Origin of the sequence: Paractinoplanes brasiliensis (genome assembly GCF_004362215.1) — a bacterium.
Lineage (GTDB): Bacteria > Actinomycetota > Actinomycetes > Mycobacteriales > Micromonosporaceae > Actinoplanes > Actinoplanes brasiliensis.
Genome location: NZ_SNWR01000002.1, coordinates 728729 through 743914 on the forward strand (window position 1 = coordinate 728729; position 15186 = coordinate 743914).

Annotated in this window: 15 protein-coding genes; 4 read left to right on the top strand and 11 right to left on the bottom strand. The window is 70.7% G+C overall.

Annotated features, from left to right (window positions below):
• Nucleotides 1-6: 6 nt before the first annotated feature.
• From C8E87_RS35360 to C8E87_RS35375, 4 genes are all read right to left on the bottom strand, one after another.
• Entirely contained in the window at nucleotides 7-1074 is a 1068-nt protein-coding gene (locus C8E87_RS35360; RefSeq protein WP_133877754.1) for an ABC transporter ATP-binding protein, read from the bottom strand.
• Nucleotides 1071-2774 carry an ABC transporter permease subunit gene (locus tag C8E87_RS35365; RefSeq protein WP_133877755.1) on the bottom strand — a complete coding sequence of 568 codons (1704 nt, stop codon included), beginning with the start codon at nucleotides 2772-2774 and terminating at the stop codon, nucleotides 1071-1073. The genes C8E87_RS35360 and C8E87_RS35365 overlap by 4 nt, the downstream gene beginning before the upstream one ends.
• Before the next feature lie 2 nt (nucleotides 2775-2776).
• The gene (locus C8E87_RS35370; protein WP_133877756.1) at nucleotides 2777-3832 is read right to left on the bottom strand and encodes an extracellular solute-binding protein; all 1056 of its coding nucleotides are present in this window, start codon (nucleotides 3830-3832) and stop codon (nucleotides 2777-2779) included.
• 71 nt (nucleotides 3833-3903) lie between these two features.
• Entirely contained in the window at nucleotides 3904-4677 is a 774-nt protein-coding gene (locus tag C8E87_RS35375; RefSeq protein ID WP_166661385.1) for an IclR family transcriptional regulator, read from the bottom strand.
• Between the two features lie 204 nt (nucleotides 4678-4881).
• Between C8E87_RS35375 and C8E87_RS35380 the strand changes: the two genes are divergently transcribed.
• Nucleotides 4882-5706: an SDR family NAD(P)-dependent oxidoreductase gene (locus C8E87_RS35380; protein WP_133877758.1), complete on the top strand. Its 825-nt coding sequence runs from the start codon at nucleotides 4882-4884 to the stop codon at nucleotides 5704-5706.
• On the opposite strand, the gene C8E87_RS35385 is transcribed toward C8E87_RS35380, so the two are convergent.
• The 3 genes from C8E87_RS35385 to C8E87_RS35395 all read right to left on the bottom strand — a co-directional run bounded on the left by C8E87_RS35385 (nucleotide 5694) and on the right by C8E87_RS35395 (nucleotide 8553).
• A complete protein-coding gene (locus C8E87_RS35385) occupies nucleotides 5694-7367 on the bottom strand; it encodes a thiamine pyrophosphate-binding protein (protein WP_133877759.1) in 1674 nt (557 codons plus the stop codon). The genes C8E87_RS35380 and C8E87_RS35385 overlap by 13 nt on opposite strands.
• Nucleotides 7364-7771, bottom strand: a complete 408-nt coding sequence (locus C8E87_RS35390) for a carboxymuconolactone decarboxylase family protein (RefSeq protein ID WP_133877760.1) — start codon at nucleotides 7769-7771, stop codon at nucleotides 7364-7366. Before C8E87_RS35390 ends, C8E87_RS35385 begins: the two co-directional genes overlap by 4 nt.
• Before the next feature lie 110 nt (nucleotides 7772-7881).
• Nucleotides 7882-8553, bottom strand: coding sequence for a GntR family transcriptional regulator (locus C8E87_RS35395; RefSeq protein WP_133877761.1), 672 nt, complete (start codon nucleotides 8551-8553; stop codon nucleotides 7882-7884).
• Between the two features lie 73 nt (nucleotides 8554-8626).
• Here C8E87_RS35395 and C8E87_RS35400 point away from each other — a divergent pair, with 73 nt between their 5' ends.
• From C8E87_RS35400 to C8E87_RS35410, 3 genes are read left to right on the top strand one after another with little or no spacing between them, the layout of a single operon-like run.
• Entirely contained in the window at nucleotides 8627-9391 is a 765-nt protein-coding gene (locus tag C8E87_RS35400) for an HpcH/HpaI aldolase family protein (RefSeq protein ID WP_239080441.1), read from the top strand.
• Between the two features lie 10 nt (nucleotides 9392-9401).
• A complete protein-coding gene (locus C8E87_RS35405) occupies nucleotides 9402-10301 on the top strand; it encodes a cupin domain-containing protein (RefSeq protein ID WP_133877762.1) in 900 nt (299 codons plus the stop codon).
• Nucleotides 10298-11743 (top strand): flavin-containing monooxygenase, encoded by a 1446-nt coding sequence (locus tag C8E87_RS35410; RefSeq protein ID WP_133877763.1) that lies wholly within the window; start codon nucleotides 10298-10300, stop codon nucleotides 11741-11743. The genes C8E87_RS35405 and C8E87_RS35410 overlap by 4 nt, the downstream gene beginning before the upstream one ends.
• Before the next feature lie 12 nt (nucleotides 11744-11755).
• On the opposite strand, the gene C8E87_RS35415 is transcribed toward C8E87_RS35410, so the two are convergent.
• From C8E87_RS35415 to C8E87_RS35430, 4 genes are all read right to left on the bottom strand, one after another.
• Nucleotides 11756-12733, bottom strand: coding sequence for a hypothetical protein (locus C8E87_RS35415; protein WP_133877764.1), 978 nt, complete (start codon nucleotides 12731-12733; stop codon nucleotides 11756-11758).
• A 100-nt stretch (nucleotides 12734-12833) separates the two neighbouring features.
• On the bottom strand, nucleotides 12834-13655 hold the full coding sequence (locus tag C8E87_RS35420) for an N-acyl homoserine lactonase family protein (RefSeq protein WP_133877765.1): 822 nt from the start codon (nucleotides 13653-13655) through the stop codon (nucleotides 12834-12836).
• Nucleotides 13652-14215, bottom strand: a complete 564-nt coding sequence (locus tag C8E87_RS35425) for a carboxymuconolactone decarboxylase family protein (protein ID WP_133877766.1) — start codon at nucleotides 14213-14215, stop codon at nucleotides 13652-13654. Before C8E87_RS35425 ends, C8E87_RS35420 begins: the two co-directional genes overlap by 4 nt.
• Nucleotides 14202-15170, bottom strand: coding sequence for a DUF6282 family protein (locus tag C8E87_RS35430; protein ID WP_133877767.1), 969 nt, complete (start codon nucleotides 15168-15170; stop codon nucleotides 14202-14204). Before C8E87_RS35430 ends, C8E87_RS35425 begins: the two co-directional genes overlap by 14 nt.
• Between the last annotated feature and the right edge of the window lie 16 nt (nucleotides 15171-15186).

Sequence of the window (15186 nt, forward strand, 5' to 3'; positions counted from 1 at the left end):
TGTTCCTCACTCGCTCACCAGGACCTGGTCTTCGGGCCGCCAGTGGGCGACGACCCGGGCGCCCGGGGCGATCGCCGCCGGGGCGCCGACGGGCAGCACCGAACAGCCGGCCGAGTCGTCGGCGTAGGCCAGCTCGATGCGGTAGTACGTGCCGTAGAAGGAGACGTCGGTGACCGTGGCCGGAGCGACGTTGCTCCCGGCGGGCACCGACGTCTCGTCGAGGGCGACCCGCAGACGCTCGGGCCGCACGATCAGGGCCTTGTCCCCGGCCCGGCTGCCGGCCTCGACCGCCCACTTGCGGTCGTGCCATTCCCAGACGTCGGACTCGGGCCGGTAGCGGCCCGCGAAAACGTTCGACTCGCCCAGGAAGCGGGCCACGAACTGGGTCGTGGGCCGGTGGTAGAGCTCGGTCGGCGTGCCCACGGCGACGATCCGGCCGTTGTCGAAGATCGCAATCCGGTCGGACAGCGTCATCGCCTCGTCCTGGTCGTGCGTGACGAAGACGAACGTGAGGCCGAGCTCGTCGTGCAGGCGCTTGATCTCGCGCTGCAACGACTGGCGCAGCTTGCGGTCCAGCGCGCTCAGCGGCTCGTCGAGCAGCAGCAGGTTGGGCGAGAAGACGACCGCACGGGCCAGTGCCACCCGCTGCTGCTGACCGCCGGAGAGCTCGTGCGGGCGGCGCTCGCCCATGCCGCCGAGGTCGACCAGCTCGAGGGCGTCGGTGACTCGCTTGGCCGTCTCGGCCGCGGGCACCTTGCGCTCGCGCAGCGGGAAAGCCACGTTCTGCGCCACGGTGAGGTGCGGGAACAGGGCGTAGTTCTGGAACACCATGCCGAAGTTGCGCTTGTGGGCCGGTGTCCGCGAGATGTCCTTGCCGTTGAGCTCGATGCGTCCCGAGGTCGGCTCGGTGAAGCCCACGATCATGTTGAGCGTCGTGGTCTTGCCGGAACCGCTGGGACCGAGCAACGTCAGGAACTCGCCCGGCTGGATCTTGAGGTCGATGTGGTCGACCGCGGGCGTGCCGGAGCCGTACTGCTTGGTCAGGTCGGCCAGTTGAACCCGGGCGCCTGTCATCGGGACCTCCGCTTCCGTGCCCCCGCGAGTTGGGCGAGCAAAATGGGAACGCTGACCAGGACGACCATCAGGCTGGAGGCGGCGGAGATCGTCGGGTCGATCTGGACGGTGATGCTGTTGAACATCTGGACGGGCAGGGTGATCGCCCCGGGCGCCTGCAGGAACAGCGCGATGACGACCTCGTCGAGCGAGGACACGAAGGCCAGCACGGCCCCCGAGAGGATGCCCGGCATCACGAGCGGCAGGGTGACCCGCCGGAAGGCGGAGACCGGGCTCGCGCCGAGGCTGGCCGCCACCGCCGGCAGCCGGGCGTCCATGCCCTGCAAGCGGGCCGTCACCGCGATCACCACGAACGGCAGCGCCATCGCGGTGTGGGCCAGGATGATGCCGAACAGGGTGCCGTTCAGGCCGGTGCGCAGGAACGCCGAGAACACCACGAGCGCGACCAGGATGTGCGGCACGATCATCGGGGAGAGCAGGAAGGCGTTGACCGCGCCCCGGGGGCGGGGGCTCAGCCGGGCCAGCCCGAACGCGGCCATCGTGCCCAGCACCGTCGCGATGACGGCCACGTACAGGCCGACCTGCAGGGTGTTGAGGATGGCGGCGGTCCATCCGGGCGAGGTGAACAGGTTCTCGTACCAGCGCAGCGACCACTCGTCGGGCGGGAACCGGAACGTCGACGAGGCCGAGAAGCTCATCGGGATCACGACCAGCGTCGGGGCGACCAGGATGACGGCGACGACGATGGTGTGGACGCGCAGCCACGGGCGTACGGGGGAGGATTGCGCCCCGCCGGTCGAGCCGGCCCGCGTGGGTTGCCCGCCGGCCGCCGTCACGGCCACGTTCTGCCCGGCCAGCCGCCGGCTCAGCCCGAGCACGACGAGCGTGACGACCAGGAGGAACATGCCCATCGCGCCGGCGCCGCCGAAGTCGAGCAGGTCCCGGGCGCGCACGTTGATGACCTGGGCGATCATCGCGCTTCGGGTCGAGCCGAGCAGGGCCGGGGTGACGTAGAAGCCCAGCGCCAGCACGAAGACCAGCGACATGCCGGCCACCACGCCGGGTGTCGACAGCGGCAGATAGATGCGGCGGAAGGCGCGGGCCCGGGGCGCGCCCAGGCTCTGCCCGGCCGCCACCAACCGGCCGTCGATCTGCGACATCGCGCTGTAGAGCGGCAGCACCAGGAACGGCAGCAGCACCTGGGTCATCGAGATGCCGACGGCCAGGGGAGTGCCGAGCAGTCGCACGTCGCCCAGCCCGAACGGCGTGAGGATCTTCTGCACCACGCCGCCGTCCTGCAGCAGCACCAGCCAGGCGAAGTTGCGGGCCAGCATGCTCGTCCAGAACGGCACGAGCACCACGGTCACCAGCACCGCGCGCATCATCGGGCCGCACAGCGTCATCGCGTACGCGTAGGGGTAGGCCATCAGCACCCCGGCCACCGACACGATCAGGGCGACCAGCAGGGTGCGCCCCAGCACCTTGACCGTGTAGCCGTCGGTGAACAGCGAGGCGTAGTTGCCCAGCCCGGTCTCCGGCTCGGTGAAGCTGTCGACCACCAGGCTCGCCAGCGGGGCGACGAAGAGAACGACCAGCGCGACGAGAGCCGGAGCCAGATAGAGCCAGCCGGAGGTGCGCCGGACCCGGACCTTTTCCGGGGCCGGGGCCGGCGCCTCCCGCGTGGCTGTGTCGACAGCCATGGTCAGCCGACCTTCCAGCTGGTCCAGCGCTTGACCAGCGCGTCGGTGTTCTCGATCCACCACTGCTTGTCCTGCTCGAGGGTGCGGCCCCGGTCGGGCAGGAAGGCGTTGAACTTCTTCTGCTCGTCGGTGTAGCCGACCAAGTTGAGGTCGATCTCGGGACGGGACGGGGCGGTGCCGGTCAGCTTGGCGTACGCGATCGACTGGGCGGGCTCGGTGACGAAGGCCAGCATCTCCTGGGCGAGCTCCTTGTGCGGCGCGCCCTTGGGAATGACCAGCGCCCCGATGTCGGTGGTGTTGAAGTCCCACACCGGCACCAGGTTGGCGCCGCTCTGGGCCGACACGATCGTGCGGGCGGTCACGGTCAGCACCATGCTGGCCTGCTTGTCCACCATCGCCTGCTGGATCGCGCCGTAGCTGGGCGCGAAGACCAGCGAGTCCTTGATGGTGTCGATCTTTTTGAACGCCCGGTCGAGGTCGAGCGGGTAGACCTGGTCGACCGGCACGCCGTCGGCCACGAGCGCGGCCTCGAACAGGCCGGCCTTGGGGTAGTCGTAGACGATCCGCTTGCCCGGGAACTTCTTGGTGTCGAAGAAGTCGTCGATCTTCGTCGGCTTCTCGTTCGGGTAGAGGTCGGCGTTGTAGCTGAAGATGTTGGCGTACCGGTACGTCGGCACGAAGCACTCGCCGGTCGTGCCCTCGGGGAACTTGCTGCGGTCGAGCGCCGGGTTGTCGAGCTTCTCGAACAGCTCGCCGCAGTAGGCGCCGGCGTAGATCCAGCTCATGTTCGCCAGGTCCCAGATGGTCTTGCCGGAGGCCACCATCGTACGGACCTGGGCCTGCTCGGCCGGGCTGATATTGGTGAACTTGGTGCCGGTCTTGGCGGTGAACGGCACCTGAAGGGCGTTCTTCTCGTCCTCCTGGAACTGCCCGCCGGTGCTGGCCCAGGTCAGGGCCTTCTCGTCGGAGCCCCCGCCGCCGGAGTCGCCGCCGGCCCCGCAGGCGGAAAGGAGGAGGCCGGCCGCTGCTATTGTCGTCAGAAATCGGTAGGTTTTCATATTAATCGCCTCTTCTGTGCAGCGGGAAACCGCGCCCCGACAGGCAGCCGGGGCGCACGTGTCCTACGGGGTCAGTCGAGCGGACTGACCATTCGACGGCTGATCGTTTCGGCGCCGGCCAGCAAGGCACGGGCGACCTCGCTGTCGGTTCCCTCGGGGACGAACTGGGCGATGTCGACGGCGGCCAGCGTGGCCACGACCTGCCCGCCCGGGTCCCGGACGGCGGTGGCGACGGCGGTGATGCCGTTCTGCGGGCTGGGGCGGAAAGCTATTCCGGTGCGGCGGACCACGTCGAGCTCGGCCTCGGTGGCGTCGACCGGTGGGGCGCTTTCGCGGAAGCGGTAGTAGGACTCGTCGCGGAAGGCCCAGAAGACCATGGTCTGCGCCGCGTCCGGGCCGAGTCGGCTGCCTACCGCTATCGAGACGTGTGCCGTCCGGCTGCTGTCCTCGCGCACCTGGGCCACCACGGGGCAGACGCCGTTCCAGACGCTGAGCACGACGGTCAGCCGTACCCGGTCGCTGATCTCGTCCATGACCGGGCCGGCCAGGTCGAGCACGCCGAGCCGGGACAGCGCCATCGTGCCCAGCTCGGCCAGGAGCACGCCGAACTCGTACTGGTTGCGGTCGCGGCGCTGCAGGAGACCGTGGTTCTCCATCGACGCCAGGTATCGGTGGGCGGTTGACTTGCCGACGCCCAGTTCCTCGGCCGCGGACACCAGGTCGATGGTGTCGTGGGCCGCGAGCAGCCGTAGCAGTTGGGCGACCCGCGCCACCACCTGGAGGTCGCCGCTGGCGATCTCGAGCCCGTCGGCCGCGGCGCGCGGGCTGCGAGAGGTGCTCGTCATGCGTCCTCCTTGCCTTGTCCCGCATTGCGGGGTGGCCATCCGGAAATCCGGTACCGAGGAATCTAGGTGATCCATCCCGCGACATGTCAAGGTCCGCGGATGATTTCCTGTCGACTACCCCGAAGTTAAATCTCGGCGGTGACAACATTGTACGATTGACATACAATCCGTGGCCAGTGTTGACCGGGATCGAAGGGTGTGGACATGCGCGGACTCGCGGACAAGGTCGTCGTGGTGACCGGCGCGGCGGGCGGGATAGGCGCGGCGACCGCCCGCCGGCTGGCCGAGGAGGGTGCGCGGGTCGTCGCGGTCGACCTCGACGAGGAGCGGGTGCGCAAGGTCGCCGAGTCGGTCGGCGGGCTGGGTGTGGCCGCCGACGTGTCGTCCGAGGAAGGCGTGGCCGGCTACCTGAGCGCCGCCGTCGAGCGGTTCGGCCGGGTCGACCTGCACCACCTCAACGCCGGCATCCCGGGCTCGTTCGCCACGCTGCCCGAGCTGAGCGCGGCCGAGTTCGACAGGGTCATGGCGGTCAACGTCCGCGGCGTCTTCCTCGGCGTGCGGGCCGCCTTCCGCCGGTACGCCGAGCAGGGCACCGCCGGCAACATCGTGATCACCGGCTCGATCGGCAGCCTGCGCGGCAGTGCCGACCTGCTCGCGTACCAGACGTCCAAGCACGCCGTGCTGGGCATCCTCAAGGGCGCGGCCATGTACGGGGGCCCGCTGGGCGTACGGGTCAACGCGGTGGCCCCCGGCATCGTGCCCACCGACCTGTTCGCCGCCACCCCGGCCGCGGCCGGCGGCAAGGACGACATGTCCCGCCGCGCGAGCAGCACGCCGCTGCGCCGGGCGGGCACCGGCGACGACGTCGCGGGCGTGGTGGCGTTCCTGCTCAGCGACGACGCCGCCTACATGACCGGCGAGGTCGTCTCGGTCGACGGCGGGGCCAGCATCGTCAGCACGGTCCGGCCCTCGGGCGGGGCCGGCGCGTGGGACTTCGCCGCCTACGACCGCTCGCTCTACGGCCGGTAGGGCAGCGGCGCGACGACCTCGATGTCGGTGTGCACGTCGATCACGGCCGGGCGCCCCGCCGACAGCGCCCTTTCCAGCGCCGGCTTGAGGTCGCCCGGCTTGTCCACGCGCAGGCCCAGCGCGCCCATCCCCTCGGCGATCCGGGCGAAATCCACGTCCTCGTACGTCCACAGCTCGCGCGACTTGCCGGTCGGGGCCCCGCCGTACGCCCGGTCGAAGCCCCGCTTGCTCTGATTGCCCCCGTGGTTGTTGTTCACCACGGTGATCAGGTTGACCCGCCGGCGTACGGCGGTCTCGATCTCGCCCAGGTGGTAGTAGAGCCCGGCGTCCCCGGTGAACACCACCACCGGCCGCTCCGGCGCCGCACACTTCGCGCCCACCCCGGCCGAGAACGCCCAGCCCAGATGGCCCGCGCTGCGCAGATAGCCCTGCCCCGGCGAGGTGACGTCGTGGAACTGGGCCATCCACATCCCGGCGTGCCCGGTGTCGGCGACCAGCACCGCGTCGGCGGGCAGCCCGGCCGTGAGCTCGCCCGCGATGCGCTCGGGCCGGATCGGCACGGCGTCGCTGGTCAGCACCTCGCGATAGCGGTCCCGCCACTCCGCCTTGAGCCGCTCGGTCTCGGCCAGCCAGCCGTCCTTGTGCAGCGGGCGGGCCAGCGCCGCCAGCCGGGACAGGGCGGCCTTGGCGTCGGCGGCCAGGAAGGCCCGGAGCGGGTAGTTGAGCCCCAGGTGCGCGGGCTCCAGGTCGATCTGGACGGCCGCGGTGCCCTCGGGCGGCACGGCCCAGAAGTGCGTGGTCATGCTGCCCGTGCGGGTGCCGACGAACAGCACCAGGTCGGATCGGGCGACGGCCTGGTTGGCGCACTCGCGCGAGTACGTGCCGACCACGCCGAGCGCGAGGGGATGTGTGCCGGGGATGGTGTCCTTGCCGTTGGCCGACGTGGCGACCGGGATGCCCAGCGTCTCGGCCAGCGCGACCAGCTCGGCCCCGGCGCCCGAGGCGCGCACCCCGCCGCCGGCCACGATCACCGGCCGTTCCGCCTCGCCCAGCAGCCGCAAGATCTCGCGCACGCTGTCGTCGCCGGGCGCGGGCCGAACGGCCGGCACCCGCGCGAACGTGGCCTCCACCCGCGGCTCGGCGTCGGTCTCCTCGGTGTCGAGTTGCCCCTCGTTGCCCTGGATCTGCAGGTGCACCGGGCCCGGATGGCCGGTCGTGGCGACCCGGAAGGCCTGCCGCAGCATGTCGGGGAAGCGGCCGGCGTCGTCGACGGTCGCGTTCAGCTTGGTCACCGGGTCGAACGCCGGAAGGTCGTCGACCTCCTGGTACACCGCGCGGAACTTGGTCGCGGGGGAGCGGCCCCCTGTCAGCGCGATCACCGGCGAACCGGCCAGGAACGGCTCGCGCAGCCCGGCGGCCAGGTTGAGCGCGCCGACCACCTGGGCCGCCGCGACGCCGGGGCGGCCCGAGACCCGCGCGTAGCCGTCGGCCATGTAGGCGGCCGCCTTCTCGCCGTGGGTGACCACCCGCTCGATGTGCGGGTGGCGCCGTTCCAGCTCGGCCATCGTGCGCCGCAGGATCGCGGGCACCAGGAAGACGTGGGTCACGCCGTAGCCGTCGAGCATGTCGGCGACGACCCGGGCGCCGGCACGGCGGGTCATCCGGCGACTGTCCCGGCCGGGGCGTGCTCCTGCTGCCACTCGGTGATGGCCTTCTCGGCCAGCCGGAACGCCTCCAGTGCGGCCGGCGCGCCGCAGTACGCGGCCGTCTGCAGCAACACCTCCTGGATCTCGCTCTCGGTGCAGCCGTTGGTCAGCGCGCCGCGCACGTGCACCGAGAACTCGTGCGGCCGGTTGAGCGCCGTGAGCATGGCCAGGTTGAGCAGGCTGCGGGTGCGCCGGTCGAGGCCGGGGCGCGACCACACGTCACCCCAGCAGCCGGCGGTGACGTACTCCTGCACGGGGCGGGTGAACTCGGTCGCCCGCGCCATCGACCGGTCGACGTGTGCGTCGCCGAGCACCTCACGCCGCACCCGGTTGCCGCGCTCGAGCCTGCTTTCCTCCATGAATCGCTCCTGTCTCGTGCCTTCGAGGGCAGAGACAGCGTACGACGGTCATACAATCTTGAGAAGGTCGGTGTTGCTCCGAAGGGGCCTGGACGGCCTTACGGCGAGCGTCAGTCCTGCTCGGCCAGGGCTCGCAACCCGGCCAGCCCGGCCTGTTCGACGTGCCGGGCACACGCCTCGGCGGCCGCCTCGGCGTCGTTGTCGTCGACGGCCCGGACGATCGCGCGCAACTCCTCGACGCTGTGGTCGAGCCGGCCGGGCACGGTCATCGACAGCGAGCGCAGCACGCTGACCCGGGCGTGCAGCCCGGCCGCGACCTGCCGGAGCGCGTCGTTGCCGCCGCCGGAGAACAGCACGTCGTAGAACGCGTCCTTGGCCGCCAGGATCGGCTGCCCCTTGTCCTTGAGCCGCTCGATCTTGTCGAGCGCGCGGGCCAGCGCCTTGCGGTGAACCGTGCCCGCGTTCTCGACGAACAGGCGGCCGGCCAGGGCCTCGAGCGCGGAGCGGACCTGATAGAGCTGGCGCGCCTCGTCGGCGCTGACGCTGGTGACCACCGTGCCCTTGTTGGGGATCGCGGTGACCAGGCCCTCGGCCGTGAGCTCGCGCAGCGCCTCGCGGATGCTGGTGCGCGAGACGCCGGTCTGCTCGACCAGCTCTCGTTCGATCAGCCGTTGACCCGGGGCGAGCCGGCGGTCGATGATCGCCTGCCGGAGGTTGTCCGTCACCTGCGAGCGGATCAGGGCCGGGGCCCGCTCGACGCGCAACCCGTTCGTCTGACTCACGGCTTCTCCCCTGTGTGTTTGTCGGACATTCTAGCGGGTTGCCAGATCGTATGACGATGATACAATCCTCGGCATGCCGCGAATGGGTTTCGCTCGTCGTCTGACCTCGGCAAACCGGTGCCTCATCGGCACCTGGCTCAAGATCCCGGCCCTGGAGCCGATCGAGATCCTGGCCGACGCCGGCTTCGACTACATCGTCATCGACCAGGAACACGCCCCGCTCACCCTCGAGTTCGCCTATCAGGCGACCGTGGCGGCGCAGGGCGCCGGCCTCTCCGTCCTCGTCCGCGTCCCCGACCGCAGCGGCAGCCACCTGCAGCGGTTGCTCGACAGCGGGGTCGACGGCATCCTCGTGCCGCGGGTCACCACCGTGGCCGAGGCGACCTCGTCCGTACGGCAGATGCTGTTCTCGCCCGGCGGCGACCGTGGCCTCGGCACCACCTCGCGGGCCGGGCGCTGGGGCGGTCTGCCCCGTTCGGAATACCTGCGCTTCGGCGACGAGGAGGTGCTGCGCGCCGTCCAGCTCGAGGAACGCGCCGCCGTCGAACGGGCCGAGGAGATCCTCGACGTGCCCGGCCTCAACGGCGTCTTCCTCGGCATGGGCGACCTCGGCCTGTCCTCCGGGCTCCCCGCCTCCGACCCGTCCATCCAGAAGCTCGTCGACTTCCTGCTCTCGGTCGCGCGGTCCCGCGGCATTCCGGCCGGCACCGCCGTGCAGACCCCGGAGCAGGCGCGCGAGGCGGCCGACCGCGGCTACTCGTACGTGATGGTCAGCAACGACACCAGCCTGCTGAGGTCGGCCGCGACGTCCGCCGTAGCCGGCTTCCACGGCTCGTAAGGAGACCCCCATGGCGTTCGATTCCACCGACCTGCGCTCCACCCTGCCGTCGGCCGCCGCCGCGGCGCCTGCCCCCGACCGGTTCTCCGGCGCCGAACACGTGCAGTTCCGCGACCTGGCCCCCGCCGAGAAGGACGACACCGTCTCGACCTGGTACGCCCGGGGGCAGAACTTCGTGGTCGGCTACTCCGAGCTCGACGGCGCCACCACGTTCAGCCGCACGGAACAGCCCGACGAGTACGTGGTGCTCCTGGCCGACGACACGCTCAGCGCCACCGTCGGCGAGGTCTCCGTGTCGGGCAAGACCATGATCGTGGTCCCGCCCGGCGACAGCAGCGTGACCGTCACCGGCCAGGGACGGGTGATCCGGCTGCTGACCACCCGGTCGCCCGACATCGCCGCGCTGGCCGCCAACGCCGCCTCCTACGACGAACGGCACGAGAACATCGCCCCGTACGAGCCGTGGCCCGAACCCGTCGGCGGCTATCGCGTCCGCACGTACGACCTGACCGTCGAGCCCCTGAAGAACCCGCCGTTCCGGCTCTACCGCTGCACCACGTTCATGGTCAACTTCATCGACCCGAAGCAGGGCCCGCGCGACCCGTCGAAGATGTCGCCGCACAAGCACGACGACTTCGAGCAGTGCTCGATCGTGCTGGCCGGGGAGTACGTGCACCACATCCGCTGGCCGTGGACGACCAACAAGGCCAACTGGCGCGACGACGAGCACCAGCGCGTGGCCGCCCCCGCGGTGACCGTCATCCCGCCGCCGTCGCTGCACACCAGCGAGGCGATCAGCGCCGGCACCAACCACCTGATCGACGTGTTCTGCCCGCCGCGCTTCGACTTCTCCGCCATGGAGGGCTGGGTCTTCAACGCCGCCGACTACCCCGCCCCGGAACCCCGGTGAAGCGCCTGCGGGTGGCCGTCGTCGGCGCCGGGATGGGCGGCATCGCGGCCGCGGTCAAGCTGCGCCGCCGCACCTCCGCCGAGATCGTCATCTACGAGCAGTCGGCCGGCGTCGGCGGCACCTGGTTCGACAACCGCTACCCGGGCTGCGAGGTCGACGTGCACTCGCACGCGTACTCGTTCTCGTTCCTCAAGTACGACTGGAAACGCAGCCACGCGACCCAGCCCGAACTTCTCGAGTACGCGGAACACGTCGTCGACCGCTTCGGGCTGCGCCCCTTCCTGCGCCTCAACACGCGCGTCACCGACCTGGTGTGGGAGGAGTCGAGCTCGACGTACACGCTGTCGACCTCCACCGGCGACACCGAGGAGTTCGACGTCGTGATCTCGGCGCTCGGGCTGCTCAGTGTCCCGCGGTACCCCGAGTGGCCGGGCCTCGAGACGTTCGCCGGCCCGTGCTTCCACACCTCACGCTGGGAGGAACACGACCTCACCGGCAAGAACGTGGCAGTGGTGGGCACCGGGTCGACCGCCGTGCAGATCGTGCCCGCCATCGCGCCTGTCGCCGCAAGCGTCCACGTCTTCCAGCGCGAACCCGGGTGGATCGAACCCAAGAACGAACGTGAGTACACCGACCGCGAACGGCGGATCTTCCGGACCGTCCCGCTCGCCCAGCGCCTGCACCGCGCCTGGATCTTCCACAAGGGAAACCAGCGGTTCCGCGGCTACGACGTACGGTCCCGCCGGCAACGCCGCATGCGCGAGGTGTGTGAGCGCTTCATCGCGGGCAGCATCGCCGACCCGGCCACCCGCGCCGCCGTCACCCCCGGCTACCCGTGGGGCTGCAAACGCCCGGTGCTGTCGTCCACGTTCTACCCCACCCTCAACCGCGACAACGTCGAGCTCGTGCCGCACGCGGTGACAAACGTTTCCCCGTACGGGGTGACCGACGCGACCGGTGTCTCCCGCGACGTCGACGTGCTCATCCTCAGCACCGGATTCCAGCCCACGAAGTTCCTGGCAAGCCTCGACGTCAAGGGCCGTGACGGGCGCAGCATCCACGACGTGTGGCGGGAACGGGCCAGCGCCTTCCTCGGCATCACGGTGCCCGGCTTCCCGAACTTCTTCATGCTCTACGGCCCCAACACCAACGGCGGGGTCTCGGTCATCGCCCAGCTCGAACGGCAGGCCGAGGTGGTCGTCCGGGCCGTACGCCGGATGGAGCGCTCACGCCGGACGGTGGACACCTCGCCCGAGGCCACCCGCCGGTTCGTCGCGTGGGTCGACAAACGCCTGGCCACCAGCGCGTCGGCGATGAACTCGGGCTGCCACAACTACTACCACGACCCGTCCGGCCACAACGTGACCCAATGGCCGGCCGGTCACCTGGCGTACGCGCTGGCGACCCGCCTCATCGACCGCCTGGGCCTGCGCACCCGCTGACAGCGACGGCGCTCATGCCTTGATCTCCGCCTTCGCCTGAGCCATGTCGGGGGAGAGCTCCGCGTCCTTGTTGAGGAACTCCTTCAAGACGGTGCTGTTCCCCTTGAGACACGCGATTTCCTCATCGGAGTACTGATAGGAATCCGGATCGGGATTGTTCAGGCGCTTCTCGCGATCCTCGTCCATGAAATATGCGTCGGCGCCGCTCGGAGCGTCCGGAACGCTGACGACGGCCGTGCCCGCGGGCAGCCCGGTCGCGTTGCCGTCGGCCAGTAGCTCGAACGTGAGCCGATACAGATGAATCGTGGTGGGTTCCTGCCGCGGTGCGGTGGTGAAGCGCAGCGCGAACCGGTCGGCCTCGTCGGCCGCCTGCTGTTGACTCACCGGCACCTTGAGCACGGTGCCGGGAGCCGGCCGCAGCGGCAGCTCGACGTCGTACGCTCCAGATACCGTGAGCGCCCCGCCCTGGGAACCGCACTGCTCGACAACAATCGACTCCTCGACCGTCACGAGCACCCGCGTGGTCACCGACCGCTGCGCGGCCCGGTTGAGCAGCGTGAACTCCACCGCGGGCCGCGTTAGTCCGGTGTTCACGTCGTTCGGGTCACCGTTGAGTTCGGAGTCGCGCACGACCAGGTCGATCACACGCGGGCCGGTCGGCCGAGGCGCCGCCGACGAGGTCGGGGCCGCGGCGCTGGTGGCCGGCGGGGCGGCCGCCGGTTCGTCACCGGCCAGCATGTCGCGCCAGTCGGGCACGGCGGCCAGCACCCCGATCGCCAGCGCGGCAAAGGTGGACAGCGCGACCAGGGCGGTCAGGCCGGGCCGCTGATCCAGCCGCTGCAGAAAACCCTGTTCCGGAGAAGGCAGGGCGCCGCCACCGGATGCCTCCTCCGTTGCCGTCGGCCGGGCCGTTTCCGGTTCATCCCCACGATGCAACGGCTGGTCGTGTTGTTCCGGCGCCTTACGCGGTTGTTCCTCGGCCGTTGCCACAGCATCCCCCGTGCTTGCCCCGCCAAAAACACGGACAGGGTAGCGCTTCATCGATACTTCCGATGAGCGCGTGGCCGTCTCAAGGGTTGCGAGTGCTCACTTACCGGGGCGAGCTGTCCAGGGTGGAGATCTCGGCGATGTGCAGGCCGTCCGGGCCCACGGTGGTGGGGAAGCGGTCCCACAGGGCGGCCTCGTGGAACGGGAGCACCCGGCTGGTGTCGCCGTCGACCGAGGTGAGCAGCTCGTCGGCGAAGTCGAGCCACCGCGAGGCGCTGCCTGTCGTCATGGCGATGGGGGCCAGGATGCCGTCGCCGTGCAGGCCCTCCAGGTTCTCGTAGCTGTAGACGTTGTCGCCGGCGAAAACCCAGGGACCGACGGCGACCACCTGCGAGCCCGCGGTGTGGGTGTCGTGGGCCGGGCGCAGCGAGACGCCCGGGGCGACCGTTGCTCGGCCGTCGACCAGGGTGGCGCGGCCCGCGTCGAGCAGGGCGGGCAGGTCGGCCTGGCACGAGCGGGTCAGGAACTCGAAACGCGCCGGGCGGGCGGCCGCGGCCACGTACGAATCGATTTCGCGCCGCTGGATCCACACGTGCGCGCCGGGGAAGTCGCCGACGCAACCGGCGTGGTCGAAGTGGTTGTGGGTCAGCAGGATCGTGTCGACCTGCTCGGGCCGTACGCCCACCCGGGCCAGCACGTCGACCGGCCTCGCCCACTGCGTGCGCCCGTATTTTCCGGTGAGCCGCTGATGCACGGCAGGGTCGTGGAAGCCCGTGTCGACCAGGATGCAGCGGTCGGCCGAGCGCAGCAGTCCGAAGCAGTACGGCATGCGCCGGTACCCCTCGTTGGGCTGCGCGGCGAACAGGTTGCTGGCCGGGAACCTGTCGACGTAGCCGTATTCGAGGACCGTGACCGACCAGTTCACGCCGGCGGCCGTACGTCGAAGACGGCGAGCTGCCACGCGACCGTCGTGTAGTAGCCGACCAGCGTCACCAGTTCGAGCAGCCCCGCCTCGCCCAGCAGTCCGGCCGCCGCACGGAACTCGTCGTCGTCGAGCGTGCCGTGGTCGAGCACGCTCACCGTCGTACGGAAAACGCACGCCTCGACCTCGGACAGCTCGGCCGGTTCCTTGCGGTCGGCCAGCCCGGCCAGGTCGTCGGCGGTGAGCCCGGCCGCGGCGCCGGCGCGTTCGTGGGCGTACAGCTCGAAGGGGCTTTTGTGGTGGTGGCCGACGAGCAGGATGGCGATCTCGCGGGCCCGCAGCGGAAGTTGCGAGCCGAACCGGACGGCGCTGCCGATCTGCTGCATGGCCCGGCCGAACACCGGGTTGATGATCCAGATCGCGGGCGGGCCCAGGAGCCGGCCGTCGTCGCCGACGAGCGAGAACGGGCTGGCCGGGGCGATCCGGGGACCGCTGGTGTAGATGTCGTACAGCTCCCGCTGCTCGGCGGTCATGGCGGCGGGGTCGACGTCATCGATTCTCAAGCGGCTCTCCCAGGGACGAGCGGTTCCCGGCAACAAGCGGATCTCCCAGGAACAGGCGGGGGTTGTCGCACACCATCGTGCGGATCTCGGCGGGGGCCGAGCCCAGGTAGGCCAGCTGCTCGACGAACATGCGCAGGCATTCCGGCTCGGGCGGCACCCAGCGCGAGAACACGTCGGTCGTCAGGATCGACCGTTCGGGCCCGACCGCGGTGAGCGCCGCGTGCACGTCGCGGACGGTCAGGTGCGCGTCGGGGTGCACCAGCGGCGCGTTGCAGAACTCGAGCCAGGCGCCCGCGCCGGCCAGGTCGCGCAGCACGGCCGGGTCCGACGTGTAGTGCAGCGGATGGGTGATCAGCAGCCGCTGCCCGATCTCGGCGCAGTAGGCGGCCACCGCCCGGCTCTCCTCGATCGATGCGTGCCCCGTGGCCAGGGCCACGCCCCGGTCCTTGCAGGCATCGATCACTTCCCTCGTACGGCCGCAGAGCGCGCCGCCGGGTTCGCACAGCGCGACGGCGGTGCGGGCCGCGTACGTGTCGAACGAGGGCGCAAGCCGTCCCAGCAGCGTCGAGATGTAGCCCCCGCGCGCGGTGTCGGCGACCGTGCCCCAGGTCGGCAGGAACACCACGCGCGCGCCGTGGGCGGCCGCCAGCTCGACCACCGCCGGTTCGAGCCCACCGGCCGGCGGGTTGAGCGTGATGCTGCCGTGCACCATGAACCCTGTTCCGTCCAGCGCCTCCCGCACAGCCCGCGCGCGGTCGGTGGTGGCCCACAGATGCGACTTGAGAACCCAGCCCCCCATCCCGTACGCCTGGGCCAGGCGCGCCACCTCGACGTCGGCGCCCCGGTTGGCCAGGGTGGGGGAGAGGTCGGGCTGGCCGTGCACATGGACGTCGATCGCCCCGTCGAGCAGGGCGCCGAAGCCGTCCGGCAGCGCTGCCGGTATCAGGTCGGTCACCGCTGGATTGTATGAC

Bases quoted from the DNA above. Each gene is read 5' to 3' on its own strand.
- C8E87_RS35400 (WP_239080441.1), top strand. From the start codon at position 8,627: ATGCCGCGAATGGGTTTCGCTCGTCGTCTGACCTCGGCAAACCGGTGC.
- C8E87_RS35365 (WP_133877755.1), bottom strand. From the start codon at position 2,774: ATGGCTGTCGACACAGCCACGCGGGAGGCGCCGGCCCCGGCCCCGGAA.
- C8E87_RS35380 (WP_133877758.1), top strand. From the start codon at position 4,882: ATGCGCGGACTCGCGGACAAGGTCGTCGTGGTGACCGGCGCGGCGGGC.
- C8E87_RS35370 (WP_133877756.1), bottom strand. From the start codon at position 3,832: ATGAAAACCTACCGATTTCTGACGACAATAGCAGCGGCCGGCCTCCTC.
- C8E87_RS35375 (WP_166661385.1), bottom strand. From the start codon at position 4,677: ATGACGAGCACCTCTCGCAGCCCGCGCGCCGCGGCCGACGGGCTCGAG.
- C8E87_RS35405 (WP_133877762.1), top strand. From the start codon at position 9,402: ATGGCGTTCGATTCCACCGACCTGCGCTCCACCCTGCCGTCGGCCGCC.
- C8E87_RS35390 (WP_133877760.1), bottom strand. From the start codon at position 7,771: ATGGAGGAAAGCAGGCTCGAGCGCGGCAACCGGGTGCGGCGTGAGGTG.
- C8E87_RS35385 (WP_133877759.1), bottom strand. From the start codon at position 7,367: ATGACCCGCCGTGCCGGCGCCCGGGTCGTCGCCGACATGCTCGACGGC.
- C8E87_RS35360 (WP_133877754.1), bottom strand. From the start codon at position 1,074: ATGACAGGCGCCCGGGTTCAACTGGCCGACCTGACCAAGCAGTACGGC.